Source organism: Sinobacterium caligoides (genome assembly GCF_003752585.1).
Classification (GTDB): domain Bacteria; phylum Pseudomonadota; class Gammaproteobacteria; order Pseudomonadales; family Sinobacteriaceae; genus Sinobacterium; species Sinobacterium caligoides.
In genome coordinates, this window is the sequence record NZ_RKHR01000003.1 from 745266 (window position 1) to 759447 (window position 14182).

A 14182-nucleotide genomic window follows, 5' to 3' on the forward strand; every position below is an offset into this window, starting at 1 on the left:
GAACAGGTCAAGCATTGGCACGCAAAGGCGAAAAGACTCCCTAGAAAGTACTAAGGCTTGTTGTCACACTAAACAAACTGCAGCCAGCATGGAAAATAAAAAACAACTCTACTGCACATTCGCCGAGAAGTAAGCCTTTACACGCTCTGCCACATTATGACGGATGTCCATATAGAAAAAATTATAGTCATAAGCGTGGTAACTTTCGCCTTGAAAGATATTACTGTCATAGCCCGGGCGCTGTGGCTTATTAACCCATAGCATGCCCCCTTCACAACGCGCTTCGACCAACCCGATATCGGGAGCTTCGATAGCCGTAATATCGGCAATGGGAATCGCACCTAAATGATGTTCCGCCATCACCTTCCGCTCATCCTCCCGCCACGATAGCGGGTTAACGCAGACAGGCTTGCCCTTGGCCAACCAGTAGCTCGGATCACCGCCTTCACGCATCGTATTCCAGCTGAGGTAACAGGCAGTCTGTAACGAAGATTGACAAACCACCAGCTCTTCTGGCAACTGCTCTGCCACTACCGTGTTACCAATAAGGTAGGCTGCGACCAATCGCTTCGATTGCTCAGGGTAATGTTGATAAAGATAATTCAGTAATGGCACACCATGTTTCGTACCTTGGCTATGAGAGGCAATAATAAAGGGGCGACCATGATTGTAGTGCGTTAAATAGTAATCGAAAGCTCGCTGTACATCTGTGTAAGCCAAAGCCAGTGCCTGTTGCAATTGATGTTGATGCCCCTCTTGCATTTGTGCCCCCATAGACACCTGTCGATAGTGCGGCGCATAGACCTTTGCGACACCGTTAAAAGCACTCGCCTGCATCGGCAATATGCCGATGTCGAGAATCAGACTAGCAAGCCAATCATTTGCAGGAGCGACCCAACGATTAAGAAAGTAAGACGTGGGATGAATGAAAAATACGTCAACCGCCGCATCGGCTTGCGCATCACTGGCAAAGCTCCCCTGCGGCACCACGTCAGCAGCATCTTGACGCAGAGGCAGAGCCGCCCAAGAGTCTTCTCGATGATAATTAGGCTCTTCCGGTGCGATCTCATGCTCAAACTGCCCTTGTGGTGTCGTTGCATACTGAAGCAACGCTGTACCCGCAAAGAACCACAACAAGCCTATTGTGCATAGCAAGGCCAAGAAACCTTTAATTATCATTTTTGCTTTATATCGTTTCACTGCTATTTTCCCTAAATATGAGTTACTACTATTCAAGTAACACCGCCTGATAACATTAAGTTTTATTTTGTTAGCAGAAAAATCATTTTATTATAGCCAGCATGCTTTTTTTTACAGCATGCAATTTGTTCTCTGCGAATCAATATATTTATTGTTCACCTGACCTACTACTTTCGGAGGAATCAAAAGAATTGATAAAGCTGTTGTACACAATTTTAATTTAACCCTATCTTACAAGACTTTTTCACCATGTAAGCTCTGCATATAAAAACAACGAACAAACAACGAACTTTGGTTAAAAATAACCTTAATCAAACCTGAAACAGATAAAAGCCCGGTCGAAACCGGGCTTTTTGTTGCCACCTTTAAGCTGCCTGTTTCGTCGCCGCCAGAACGATCTCACGAATACACACGCCCTGAGGCTGCTCATAGGCGAATGCCACAGTACGCGCCACATCATCGGGGGCTAACGCGCCGCCCATCACCTGCTTCCAAGCTTCGTAACCCTCCTTAATCGAACTCGATGTAGTATGCGATAACAGCTCCGTCTCCACCGCGCCTGGTGCAATAGTGATAACTCGCACATTGCTGGCCGACACCTCTTCTCGTACATTCTCTGTGATCGCATGTACCGCAAATTTACTACCACAGTAGGCCGCATGATCAGCAAAGGTTTTACGCCCGGCGATCGAGCTAATATTGATAATGGTGCCACTATTGCGTGCTTTCATCGGCGCCAATACCGCCTGCATACCGTTGAGCAAGGCGACCACATTGAGGTCAAACATCTGCTGCCACTCACTGGGTTGCTGATCTTCAATCTGCCCTAAGAGCATGACACCGGCATTATTAATCAAACCATCAACAGGACCATACAGGGCCTCTGCCTTCGCAATCGCTGCATCAAAAGCACTACGATCGGTGATATCCACCTGTTCACACACACAATGAGGCAACGCCAACGCCTGCAGCCGCTCCACTCGGCGCGCCACCAACAATAGAGGGTGCCCTTGCGCACTCAGGCGCTGGGCGATGGCTGCGCCAATGCCAGAGCTGGCACCGGTAATAACAATTAATGGCTTACTCATCTTGATACTCCTAGAACTCATCTTAATAACCCGCTGATGGGCTGTTGCGAGATATTATAGGCGCGATATCATTGGTGATATATATCGCACAACACAAATCACTGTTACAATTTAAACAACAAAGAAGATGATTTAGATGCCATGAACAACGCTCCCTCACTCCTCGATATCAGAGCCTTCGTCGCCATTGCAGAGCAGCAGAGCTTTACCAAGGCCGCCGAGCAGTTAAACATCTCCCGCGCTCACCTCTCTAGACAGCTATCGGCACTTGAGTCGACACTGGGTGTCCAACTCATCATTCGTACCACCCGCTCACAGCGCCTCACCGACAGTGGCGAACGCTTTTTTCTAGAGTGCCGTCAGGCGCTGTCGAGTGTCGATCGGGCAGTACTAGAAACCATCGAGGGAGAACACAGCCTCAGCGGCACCGTTAATATTAACTGTGTGGGTGGGCTCATTGGCGAAGAGATCGTCGGTGGATTACTGGGGGAGTTTATGACACTTTACCCAGATATAAAGCTTAACTTGGACTTCAGTAGCCCACGCGTTGACCTGATAGAAAATGCCTTCGACTTGGTCATTCGGATGGGACAACTCGACGACTCCAACTTGGTTGCTCGTCGACTCACTGAGCTACCCATCAGCATCGTCGCCAGCCCCGCTTACCTCGAACGTCAGGCTCCCATCAAACACCCGAAGTCACTTGCTGAACACAACTGCCTGACCGGCAGCATTCGCCGATGGCGCTTTATCAATGCTGCAGACGCTAATAAGACACCAACGGAGGTGAACGTCAGCGGCAATTTACAGGCTAAAAACGGCCGTGCATTATTACAGGCTGCACTCGCTGGCGGTGGTATCGTTCGACTGCCGACACTTTACTGCCAGCAGTACATAGAGCAAGGCCAATTACAGCCGCTGTTCGACCAATGGCACTGTGAGAGCGTGCCGCTCTACCTGCTCTACCACAAAAACCGTTACCAGCCCGAACGGCTAAGTAAACTCATCAGCTTCCTCAAGCAAGGCTTCCAAGCAAGACTCGACCATCGTTAACACACAAACCCGCTAAAAAAAGCCCAGCGGTTCTTTACTGTAAGAGACGAGGATATTCTTACTGTGACGATAATTATCCAAGGCGTTTTTGTGCGTCTCCTTACCGATGCCAGACTTCTTGTAGCCACCAAATGACGCGTGAGCTGGATAAAGATGGTAGCTATTCACCCAAACTCTTCCCGCTTGAATCGCACGAGCCGCGTTGTGACACTGGTGCATATCTCGCGACCAGATACCTGCCCCTAGGCCGTATGGCGTGTCGTTGGCGATAGCAATCGCCTCGGCATCCTCTTTAAAGGTCGTCACCCCGACCACTGGTCCAAAGATCTCCTCGCGAAATACGCGCATCTCATTGCTACCCTGCAGCACCGTTGGCTCGATATAATAACCCTCGCCAAGACCGTCCACTTGGCGAGCATCACCGCCGATTAACACCTTGGCGCCTTCAGCCCGACCGATATCTAGGTAACGATTAATCTTACTAAACTGCTCCTGAGAGGCCTGAGCCCCCAACATCGTCGATGGGTCCAGCGGATGCCCTTTATTGATCGCCGCGACACGCTCCAGTACACGTGCGATAAAGGCTTCATAAATGTCTTCGTGTACTAATGCCCTCGATGGGCAAGTGCACACTTCCCCCTGGTTGAGAGCAAACATCACGAAGCCTTCGATCGCCTTATCGAAGAAACCATCATCGAGATCCATCACGCTCTTGAAGAAAATATTGGGTGACTTACCACCGAGCTCTAACGTTACCGGAATCAGATTCTTCGCCGCGTGCGCCATGATTTTCTGGCCTGTGGACGTCTCACCTGTAAAGGCAATCTTGTTAATTCTTGTTGATGAGGCTAGCGCCTCACCCGCCTCCTCGCCAAAACCATTCACTACATTCAACACACCGGCAGGTAAGATGCCGTCGATCAACTCCATCAATACCATGATCGATGCTGGAGTCTGTTCGGCCGGCTTTAGTACCACACAATTCCCCGCTGCTAACGCCGGTGCCAGCTTCCAGGCCGCCATTAACAGTGGAAAGTTCCATGGAATGATCTGTCCCACCACACCCAGTGGCTCATGTACTTCCATCGACACCGTCGTTGCATCGAGGTCACTACTCTCGCCAGACTCGGCACGAATGACCCCGGCAAAATAGCGAAAGTGGTCGATCGCCAACGGCAGATCTGCCGCTAACGTCTCACGGATTGGCTTACCGTTGTCCCATGTCTCCACCTCAGCAAGACGCTGTAGGTTCTCTTCCATCACCGAGGCTATTTTCAGTAATAAGTTACTGCGCTCTGCCGCCGCAACCTGCGCCCATAGCGACTTCGCGCGATGCGCCGCATCCAAGGCCAAATCAATATCAGCTTGCTGAGAGCGCGCCACACGGGTAAAAACCTTGCCATCTACTGGCGAAGCATTATCAAAATATTGAGCATTTTCTGAGGCGACCCATTGGCCGTCAATGTAATTATCGTACTGTGATTGAAACTCGGGAGGGGTGAAGCTCATAACTGCGTCCTTGTCTGTTATTAGAATCCTGCGTCACAGAGTAACGTAGCCGCAGCACAGTCAATAGAACGAAAACGTCGCTGTTGTTTCTACTTTTCTGGCCAGTGGCTATTAGCCACACATCTTTAAAAAAAAAGGCCGCTTAAAGCGACCTTTTTTCCTGTCAGCGACTAGCCACTCTTTTTCGGGCCACGTGTTTGACGCTTGCGCTGTTGCTGGCGCTTGCCCTTTTCCTTCTTGGTCTGGGTCGTCAGGCGCTTTTGCTTTTTCTTTTCACCTTCTTCCACAGAGGCTTCTTTCGCCGTATAGGGGTTTTCGCTGCTCTTAAACTCCATGCGAATAGGCGTACCAACCAAGCCTAGCTCGCGACGGAAAACTTTCTCAAGATAACGTTTGTAAGAAGCGGGGACTTTACCGGTCTGATTGCCGTGCACGACAATAACCGGTGGGTTATGGCCACCGGCGTGAGCATAACGCAACTTAATTCGTCGACCGTTGATCATCGGTGGCTGATGGTCGAATACTGCCCCTTCTAAGACCTGAGTCAGTTCATTGGTGACCAAGCGACGTGTGGCACTGGTATAGGCTTTTTCAACCGACTCATACAGATGGCCGACACCGGTACCGTGCAACGCAGAGATAAAGTGAATTTCGGCAAAGTCGATGAAGGTCAGGCGACGATCAAGCTCTGAACGCACACTCTCACGTTCGTCGGCGGTCATGCCATCCCATTTATTCACTCCGATCACCAGCGCGCGGCCGCTATCGAGCACATAGCCCATGATATGAAGGTCTTGATCGACAATGCCTTCATGGGCATCCATCAACAACACCACGACATTAGCGTCATCGATAGCCTGCAGAGTCTTAACGATCGAAAACTTCTCCACCGTCTCTCGTACATTCTTTCGACGACGAACACCAGCCGTATCGATGATGGTGTAATCCTTACCGTCGCGCTGATAATCGATATAAATTGAGTCTCGTGTCGTCCCTGGCATGTCGTAGACGATTACTCGCTCCTCACCTAGCATACGGTTCACTAGGGTCGACTTGCCCACGTTGGGGCGGCCGACGATACCAATCTTGATCCCCCGTGCAGCGTCAAGCTCCTCATCCTCTTCCTCGACAGGCAGGCCAGACAACACCTCCTCCATCAATGAGCGCACACCGTGCCCCTGGCTGGCGGTGATTGGACAGACTTTTTCCAATCCGAGGGCATAGAAATCAGCGAGGGCGATATCGATATTAACGCCATCGACCTTATTCACTAACAAATAGGTCTTCTTGTTGCTCGTACGCAGATGGCGCGCCAGAACTTCATCGACACCAGTAAGACCTGCTCGCGCATCAACCAAGAAAAAGACGACGTCGGCTTCCTCAACAGCCGCCAGCGACTGCTTCGCCATCTCCTCGTCGATACCAACCTCTTCACCAGTAATGCCGCCGGTGTCGATAAGCAGAAGACGGCGACCATCATAGGTTGCCTCACCGTATTTACGGTCACGCGTCAGGCCCTCGAAGTTAGCTACTAGCGCATCTCGGCTTTTAGTCAAACGGTTAAACAGTGTCGATTTGCCAACATTCGGGCGTCCGACTAAAGCGATTACGGGTAACATCGATAGACCTCTTCACAAAATTCAAGCGACTCAAATAATAAGTATTGTCGCTTCTCTAAAAATAACAAAACGGCTTGCCGCTATGCGACAAACCGTTATTCACTGGCAGGCGAGCTTATTCGACGATTTTATAGGCGACAAGGTGCCCGTCGTTGCCAAAAACATAGATCAACCCGTCGTCGGTGAGAATGCGGCTACGGATACCATCACTGCCCAAGTCCTCACGTGCGACCATCGAGCCATCAACCTGTGACAGCACATGAATATAGCCCTCAAAGTCACCAACAATGACATAGTTATCGTAGGCTGTGGGGCTGCTCAATTGACGATTGGCGAGCTGTGTCTGCTCCCAGGTTACAGAACCATTTTCGCGATTCACCGCCACCACACTGCCATCAGCACTGCTAAAGTAAACATTCCCAAAGCCCTCAGCAAGTCCACCGTCACTGGAAGCCTTAAACTCCCATGCCGGACGACCGCTGCTGCGATCCATCTTCAATAAACGACCTTGATAGCTAACCGCATAAAGCTCACTGTTGATAATCAAGGGGCTATCATTAACATCAACAATACGCTCAATTTCTGACTCACCCTGCGGGATGGCGACTCTCGCCTCCCATTTCACTTGCCCACTTGAGAGGTCAAGCGCGACTTCTCGGCCATTGGCAAGACCTGCATAGACGGTGTCTTCGACAATCACCGGGGTAGCGCTGGCACGCAGTGTCAGTACAGGACGAGAGCTATCATAACGCCAGCTGCGTGAACCATCTGACGCGTCCAAGCCATAGATATTACCGTCAAAAGCCTGAACCACCACAATACCATAGCGACCAACTGGGGCGGAGAGTACTTCACTCTTCACATCTGAGCGCCACTGCTCCTCTCCGGTCAACTGATCGAAGGCGATCACCTCACCATTGGGCGTACCGACAAACAGCAGGCTATCGCCTAGGCCAACACCACCGCTCAGTGGCTCATCGACATCGATCTCCCAAACCTCTTCACCGTCGTCGCTGCGCAGAGCAACTATTTCACCGTCGGCACTGGCGGCATAGATAATACCGTCACGAATCACCGGTTGTAGGCGGTTAAACTTACCGCCCTGACCATCACCAACGCGTGTGCTCCACTCTTTATCCAGTTCTGCGCTGGCATCAAACTCAAGTAATTCAGCGGGTTTTAATGCTTCGTTCTCGGGTGTACTACTACAGCCCGAGAGCCATAACAATGGCAGGGCCAGACACAAGACTGAAAGGCGACGAATCATCGCTTACTCTCCCTTAGCTGCGGGTAGGTTCTGTAGCTTCAGCGCTAACAATGGCGAAGCCTGTACTTTGTTCTCTGCGGCGAGATCTTTTGCTTGCTGATAGGCTGTACGAGCACCGCTAGGGTCTCCCTTTGCCGCCAAGATATCACCCTTCAATTCTTCAAAGCCAACTTGCATGGCACCGTCACGCTGCTTAGCAATCAGTTGCTCCGCTTCATCCGTCTTACCTTGGGCATCCAGCACCCGAGCTAAGCGCAACTCAGTCACATCGGTCGTGCTCTGTTGCGAGCTATGCTCTAACACCCAGCGTAGCTCGGCCTCAGCTTTCACTAAGTCTTCACTATTAACGTACAGGCGCGCATTGATTAACGCTGCAAACTGCGCATAAGTCGAGCCTTCATAGTCTTCTTTTAGCTGGCTGGCCAAATGGTGGGCCGTCGCCAACTGAGCATCGTCTGGTTGTTGCGCCAGCTGATCATTGGCTTCCAGCAACTGCTGATAAATAGCCGAAGCCTGCTCCGCTGATGCCTGCTGATTTTGTCCGTAATACTGCCAACCGAAATAACCTGCCACAACAATTGCGATCGTCAGTAAAGTCGAGGTGCCGTTTTCCTTCCACCAATGCTTAATCGCTTCGACCTGCTCTTCTTCGGTACGATAAGTTTCCACCGTCTATCCACTCCTTCGGCCTGAGTCTCTGACCCGGCGTAGCGTATTCAATAAATTAGCCGCTCATCATACACAAGCGGCAATAGTAAAAGCTAGCCATCTAGGCCAGTAGGTCACCAAGATAAGCAGGAATATCAGCTACAGCGAGTAGATTTTGCTCAAAACTACCATCACGCAACGGCTTAACAGCCAGTTGCCCCTGTGCTGCAGCGTCATCATCTAGAATCAACGCCACCTTTGCGCCACTCTCGTCCGCCTTCTTCATCTGCTTCTTGAACTTGCCTCCGCCACAGTGTAGCTGCAGTTTCAGCGTCGGCATGGCGGTGCGCAGCTGCTCTGCCATCGCCAACGCCATTGGGTATGTCTCGTCGTTCGGTACAACAAAATAAGCGTCGACATCATTGTTAACCCCCTGAGGTACCACATCGAGCTCCTCAAGCAGCAACACTAAGCGCTCTAGCCCCATGGCAAAGCCAACACCTGGCGTGGGCTTGCCGCCTAGTTGCTCGACTAGACCATCGTAGCGGCCGCCGGCACAAATCGTTCCCTGAGCGCCGAGATCATTAGTGATCCACTCAAAGACTGTCTTGCTGTAATAATCTAACCCCCGTACCAGTCGTGGGTTGAGCTGGTACTCAATACCTGCGGCTTCCAACAGCTGCTTTAGGCGTTCAAAGTGGGCAGCAGACTCTTCATCAATATAATCACTGAATACTGGACCACCATCGAGAATGGCCTGAGTCTCAGCCGACTTGCTATCGAGGATACGTAACGGATTTGTACCCAAGCGACGTTGGCTATCCTCGTCTAACTGATCTTTAAACTCAGTCAAGTAAGACACCAAAGCTGCCTTAAACTCAGCGCGTGCCGCTGCAGAGCCGATACTGTTAAGCTCAAGCCTAACATTGTTATAAATGCCGAGTTTCTTCCATAAGCGCGCGGTCATCACTAGCAATTCAGCATCAATATCCGCCGACGCCATGCCGAAGGCCTCAACACCAATCTGGTGGAATTGACGCAGACGCCCCTTCTGCGGACGCTCGTGTCGGAACATAGGGCCACAGTACCAAAGACGTTGAACCTGGTTATAGAGTAAACCGTTCTGCTCTCCGGCGCGGACACAGCTTGCGGTACCTTCTGGACGTAGGCTAATGCTATCGCCGTTACGATCCTCAAAGGTGTACATCTCTTTTTCAACAATATCTGTAGCGTCACCAATAGAACGCTTGAACAGTGCCGACTGTTCCATAATAGGAAAGCGAATCTCTTGGTAAGAGTAACTTTGTAACAATTCGGCAAGCGTGGACTCAAGATACTGCCACACCGGTGTAGTCGTCGGCAGGTTATCACTCATACCGCGGATAGACTGTATTTTCTTCATGACGAATACTCCAAAAACATATTAAAAGCAAAGATATATTAAAAAAAATGGCTAATCACTACTGGCTTTCAAGCATGGATTTCAGCAACCTATAGCCGTGTGCCTTAACCTTTGGCGATAATGGCATCAAGCTCAGCTTGGCGCTTGGCTGCCTGCTCACGAATCATTTGCTCAAGGTTATCGACAAGGTTCTCTTGACCAATTTTGTGATCAGTCTTGCCATCGATATAAATCATATTACTGGGAGTGCCACCCGTCAGGCCAATATCCGCCACCTTAGCCTCACCCGGGCCGTTGACGATACAGCCAATAACAGCCACATCAAGCGGCGTCATAATATCTTCAACACGAGCTTCTAGTTCGTTCATCGTACTCACGACATCAAAGTTTTGACGAGAGCAGCTTGGGCAGGCAACAAAATTGATCCCTTTGCTGCGCAAGCGCAAACTCTTCAAGATATCGAAGCCTACTTTGACCTCTTGCACTGGGTCGGCCGCCAACGAGATACGCATCGTATCGCCAATACCATCCATCAGTAGCATGCCCAACCCTACCGATGATTTAACGGTGCCCGAACGTAGGCCACCCGCCTCAGTGATACCTAGGTGTAAAGGCTGCTCAATCTGACCGGCAATACGACGATAGGCGTCGACTGCCATAAACACATCAGAGGCTTTAAGGCTTAACTTAAAGTCCTGAAAATCCAGCTTATCGAGGATATCAATGTGATGCATCGCCGACTCAACCATTGCTTCGGCTGTTGGCTCTTTGTACTTTCGCAGTAATTCACGCTCTAACGAGCCGGCATTAACACCGATGCGAATAGGTATATTACGATCCCGGGCACACTCAACGACCTCACGTACTTTCGCGTCCCGACCGATATTGCCCGGGTTGATACGCAGACAGTCAACACCAAGCTCAGCAACACGCAAGGCAATTTTATGGTCGAAATGAATATCTGCCACCAAAGGCACTTTACTCTGTTGGCGAATTTTACCAAACGCTTCAGCAGCTTCCATGCTGGGCACGGAGATACGCACGATATCCGCACCAGCATCTTCGAGCTGCCGAACCTGCCGAACCGTCGCCTCGACATCACAGGTCTCAGTATTTGTCATACTTTGTATGGAGATTGGCGCATCCCCACCTACCGCAACATCACCCACCATAATCTGGCGAGACTTACGTCGTTTTATCGGCGATTCAAACTTCATTAACCTGCTACCCCTACAGTTAACTTCGCGGTTTTCTTTCCCGCGGTTGGCACAACCTCGACCGTTTCATCCATATAACGCACACTAACCGCGCTGGCGATACCGATGACTAATTTAAAGGGAGGCTGTCCCTCAAGTACGAGTTGCTGGCCACTCTTTTTAATACCAGAGTACAGGCGCTTACCATTGCCGTCTCTTACCTCCAGCCAACAATCCTGATTGAAATCGAGCTGCAATTGATTCATCGTCATGGCGGGCTTGACGCTGTCAGACTCATCCTTTAAGTCTGCAACCACATCCGTTGCAACTGTTTTTGCTAGACCGGACACTGCGGCAACGCCGGGCTCTAATGATGTATCGAGGATACTCGCCTCTGCGCCTGCCTTTGTCTCAACTAAGGACTCGACCACTGTCGACCCCGCCGCTGTTTCAACCTTCACACTATCAACACTACTTGCATGCCGTAAGTTCGAATCACCCCACAACACCCAAAAAGCGGCAATCACTGCTATGATGACCGCCAGCAACATCCACAGTGGATGGCCTCTATGTCGCGTGTGCATAGAAAGCTGTGGCTTTTGAATCTTACGCGAAGCCTCATCGGCATCATCATGAGTGTTTCGATAAGCCGCTACGATCGTATCTGCGTCCACCCCCAATAACTTTGCATAGTTTTTCAAGTAGCCTGTTACAAAGATAGTGCTACCAATCTCAGCAAAGTTCTCTGTCTCTATCGCCATCACATTACGCTGAGTAATACAAAGCTGTAATGCAACATCCTCTATACTCAGCCCTTTACTATTACGTGCTTGTTTCAGCAACTGTCCCGGCGCCAAAACGTCGCCATCATTAATGCTAGTAGTAGTTTTTTGCACGGCGTTGATACTCTCTATATTCGGGGCTTTCCGGGAACAGGCTCTTCAGTGCAAGTACACGACTGGCTGTAGCGTTCTCATCTTCGGACTCTACTGCGAGTTTAATACCCAACAATAGGCTCTTCGCCGTAGGGCCAGACGACTGTTCTCGATAGCGGGCATAGTATTTATTCGCCAGTTCATAATCACCACTATTATATGTCAAATCAGCCAGTTCGAGATAAGGCATCGCAACATTTTGATCAAGCGCTACCGAGCGTGTGAAGGCCGTTTTGGCCGCTTCAAAGTCTTTCTGTTTTTGACGGCAAACACCAAGATTATAATAGGCTGCTGCACGCTTCTGATACGATGGATCAAGAACAACTGTAGCAAGCTGAGCACAGGCCTCATCGACACGATTTTGCTGAAAAAGAAAAGCGGCATAGTTATTTCTGGCAGGGCTATAGCTAGGATCTATAGCCAACAAATCCTTATAGCTCTTTTCTGCCAATTCATATTCACCGGTCATATTGTAAGACAACGCTAAAGCGTTATGCGCAGAAATTGAGGTTTTATCGAGTTCAAGCGCTCTCGTTAAGTGTCGCTGAGCCTCACCAACCTGCTTGTTAGACAGATAGCTCATCGCCGCCTTAACATGCTCTTCGGCAGCCTTCTTCTCATTAATACTACGACCATTAACAGTCGTGCTCTCTACCGTCATACAACCATTGACGAGCACTACCGCAGCACAGACCAATAACAGACTCAGCCTTCTCAGCGATATCAAAAGACGCCTCCGATACGGCAAAAGCTGTAAATTAATTAACATGTAACGGCCCTCATTATTGTCTTTTCTACACCCTTTCGAAATGTGTATATACCTCAGTAGGTGGCTGCTCTTCATAACAGCCACTTTTCAATATACAACCACCGCACACTATAGAGATGTACATAAAAGAAATCGACCTTCGAGATCAGTTCCTTAGTGATCTATCACCTTAATGACTTGCTCGTTATTGCTCGCCCTTGCGGCACGGTGACGCGCCGAGCGCTTGGTACGATCTTTAACATCACCAACCAGTTGACCACAGGCAGCATCGATATCATCACCACGTGTGGTACGTACAGTGACGATATAGCCATCATTCTGCAAAATCTTACGAAAGCGGTCTAGGGCGTTATTAGATACCTTCTTGTAATCGCTCATAGAAAAGGGGTTAAATGGAATAAGGTTGATCTTGCACGGTGTCTTCTTCAACAGCTGTGCCAACTCATAGGCATGCTCGGCCTTATCATTAACGCCACTAATTAAGGTGTACTCAATCGTCACCACGCGCTTCTTATCTGGCAAAGCGTCCATATAACGGTGCACAGCATCGAGTAACATTTTGATCGGATAACGTTTATTGATAGGCACAAGCTCGCTGCGTAGCTCATCATTAGGCGCATGTAATGAGATCGCCAACGACACATCTGTTTTACCGATCAACTTCTCGAGTGCCGGAACCACCCCTGACGTACTCAACGTGACGCGACGCTTTGAAATACCGTAACCAAGATCATCCATCATCAACGTCATCGCGTCGAGGACATTATCAAAGTTCAGCAGTGGTTCACCCATCCCCATCATAACGACATTGGTCACAACACGACCATTACCCGCTTGAAAGCCATCAAAGGAGCGCAAAGCTAACCATACCTGCCCGATAATCTCAGCCGACGTCAGGTCACGCTGAAAGCCCTGTTTGCCGGTAGAGCAAAAGCTACAGTCCAAAGAACAGCCGACCTGCGATGATACGCAGAGTGTGCCACGACCGTCCTCAGGGATGAAAACCGTCTCGATCAAACCATCTTCATCTGTACGCATCACCCACTTACGCGTACCGTCGGCCGAGGTCTCTTCACTAACAATCTCAGGGGGACGAACTTCTGCACAAACCTTCAACTTAGCCCGCAAATTTTTGCTAATATTCGTCATCAAATCGAAGTCGGTGACACCTTCGTGATGAATCCACTTCAACAGCTGCTCCGCTCGAAACGGCTTTTCTCCCATCACTTTCAACAGGGCACGCAAGCGCCCCTGCGATAGTCCCAATAAATTAACTTTTGTTGTATCGACGGGGCCGGCATCAACAACTTGGGGGGACATTGGCTCACTCATGATTCACCTAAAACAATTGATCAACGCAAGGCCAGACCATTCAGAGGTACTGGCATATTTGCTTAAGATTAAAATATCGCGTGCAAAATCCCTTGTGCTACAACATCTTAATATTAAGGAAACATCATATGATGTCACATAAAAAACAAGGGAGGCAACGCCTC

Annotated in this window: 12 protein-coding genes; 1 reads left to right on the forward strand and 11 read right to left on the reverse strand. The window is 49.8% G+C overall.

All coding sequences use genetic code 11. The annotated features are described in order from the left end of the window. Positions 1 to 108: 108 nt before the first annotated feature. Both EDC56_RS03390 and EDC56_RS03395 read right to left on the reverse strand, forming a co-directional pair. A complete protein-coding gene (locus tag EDC56_RS03390; protein WP_148059298.1) occupies positions 109 to 1200 on the reverse strand; it encodes a DUF3089 domain-containing protein in 1092 nt (363 codons plus the stop codon). Between the two features lie 365 nt (positions 1201 to 1565). After that, positions 1566 to 2288 (reverse strand): SDR family oxidoreductase, encoded by a 723-nt coding sequence (locus EDC56_RS03395; protein ID WP_123711097.1) that lies wholly within the window; start codon positions 2286 to 2288, stop codon positions 1566 to 1568. 141 nt (positions 2289 to 2429) lie between these two features. Between EDC56_RS03395 and EDC56_RS03400 the strand changes: the two genes are divergently transcribed. Next, positions 2430 to 3341, forward strand: coding sequence for a LysR family transcriptional regulator (locus EDC56_RS03400; RefSeq protein ID WP_123711098.1), 912 nt, complete (start codon positions 2430 to 2432; stop codon positions 3339 to 3341). A 12-nt stretch (positions 3342 to 3353) separates the two neighbouring features. On the opposite strand, the gene EDC56_RS03405 is transcribed toward EDC56_RS03400, so the two are convergent. The 9 genes from EDC56_RS03405 to rlmN all read right to left on the reverse strand — a co-directional run bounded on the left by EDC56_RS03405 (position 3354) and on the right by rlmN (position 14018). Continuing rightward, positions 3354 to 4850 carry an aldehyde dehydrogenase family protein gene (locus tag EDC56_RS03405; protein ID WP_123711099.1) on the reverse strand — a complete coding sequence of 499 codons (1497 nt, stop codon included), beginning with the start codon at positions 4848 to 4850 and terminating at the stop codon, positions 3354 to 3356. A gap of 170 nt (positions 4851 to 5020) precedes the next feature. Beyond that, positions 5021 to 6469, reverse strand: coding sequence for a ribosome biogenesis GTPase Der (gene der / locus EDC56_RS03410; protein WP_123711100.1), 1449 nt, complete (start codon positions 6467 to 6469; stop codon positions 5021 to 5023). A 115-nt stretch (positions 6470 to 6584) separates the two neighbouring features. Then, the gene (gene bamB / locus EDC56_RS03415) at positions 6585 to 7736 is read right to left on the reverse strand and encodes an outer membrane protein assembly factor BamB (protein WP_123711101.1); all 1152 of its coding nucleotides are present in this window, start codon (positions 7734 to 7736) and stop codon (positions 6585 to 6587) included. 3 nt (positions 7737 to 7739) lie between these two features. After that, on the reverse strand, positions 7740 to 8405 hold the full coding sequence (locus tag EDC56_RS03420) for a YfgM family protein (RefSeq protein WP_123711102.1): 666 nt from the start codon (positions 8403 to 8405) through the stop codon (positions 7740 to 7742). A gap of 100 nt (positions 8406 to 8505) precedes the next feature. Continuing rightward, entirely contained in the window at positions 8506 to 9786 is a 1281-nt protein-coding gene (gene hisS / locus EDC56_RS03425) for a histidine--tRNA ligase (protein WP_123711103.1), read from the reverse strand. A gap of 104 nt (positions 9787 to 9890) precedes the next feature. Next, positions 9891 to 11003, reverse strand: coding sequence for a flavodoxin-dependent (E)-4-hydroxy-3-methylbut-2-enyl-diphosphate synthase (ispG, locus tag EDC56_RS03430; RefSeq protein WP_123711104.1), 1113 nt, complete (start codon positions 11001 to 11003; stop codon positions 9891 to 9893). After that, positions 11003 to 11878, reverse strand: coding sequence for a RodZ domain-containing protein (locus tag EDC56_RS03435; protein WP_123711105.1), 876 nt, complete (start codon positions 11876 to 11878; stop codon positions 11003 to 11005). The genes ispG and EDC56_RS03435 overlap by 1 nt, the downstream gene beginning before the upstream one ends. Next, entirely contained in the window at positions 11859 to 12644 is a 786-nt protein-coding gene (gene pilW / locus EDC56_RS03440; RefSeq protein WP_162844066.1) for a type IV pilus biogenesis/stability protein PilW, read from the reverse strand. The genes EDC56_RS03435 and pilW overlap by 20 nt, the downstream gene beginning before the upstream one ends. A gap of 195 nt (positions 12645 to 12839) precedes the next feature. Next, positions 12840 to 14018, reverse strand: coding sequence for a dual-specificity RNA methyltransferase RlmN (gene rlmN / locus EDC56_RS03445; RefSeq protein ID WP_245980636.1), 1179 nt, complete (start codon positions 14016 to 14018; stop codon positions 12840 to 12842). Positions 14019 to 14182: the final 164 nt, after the last annotated feature.

Excerpts from the sequence above, each read along its gene's own strand:
- EDC56_RS03395 (WP_123711097.1), bottom strand. The coding sequence starts at position 2,288 with ATGAGTAAGCCATTAATTGTTATTACCGGTGCCAGCTCTGGCATTGGC.
- EDC56_RS03400 (WP_123711098.1), top strand. The coding sequence starts at position 2,430 with ATGAACAACGCTCCCTCACTCCTCGATATCAGAGCCTTCGTCGCCATT.
- EDC56_RS03405 (WP_123711099.1), bottom strand. The coding sequence starts at position 4,850 with ATGAGCTTCACCCCTCCCGAGTTTCAATCACAGTACGATAATTACATT.
- der (WP_123711100.1), bottom strand. The coding sequence starts at position 6,469 with ATGTTACCCGTAATCGCTTTAGTCGGACGCCCGAATGTTGGCAAATCG.
- bamB (WP_123711101.1), bottom strand. The coding sequence starts at position 7,736 with ATGATTCGTCGCCTTTCAGTCTTGTGTCTGGCCCTGCCATTGTTATGG.
- hisS (WP_123711103.1), bottom strand. The coding sequence starts at position 9,786 with ATGAAGAAAATACAGTCTATCCGCGGTATGAGTGATAACCTGCCGACG.
- ispG (WP_123711104.1), bottom strand. The coding sequence starts at position 11,003 with ATGAAGTTTGAATCGCCGATAAAACGACGTAAGTCTCGCCAGATTATG.
- rlmN (WP_245980636.1), bottom strand. The coding sequence starts at position 14,018 with ATGAGTGAGCCAATGTCCCCCCAAGTTGTTGATGCCGGCCCCGTCGAT.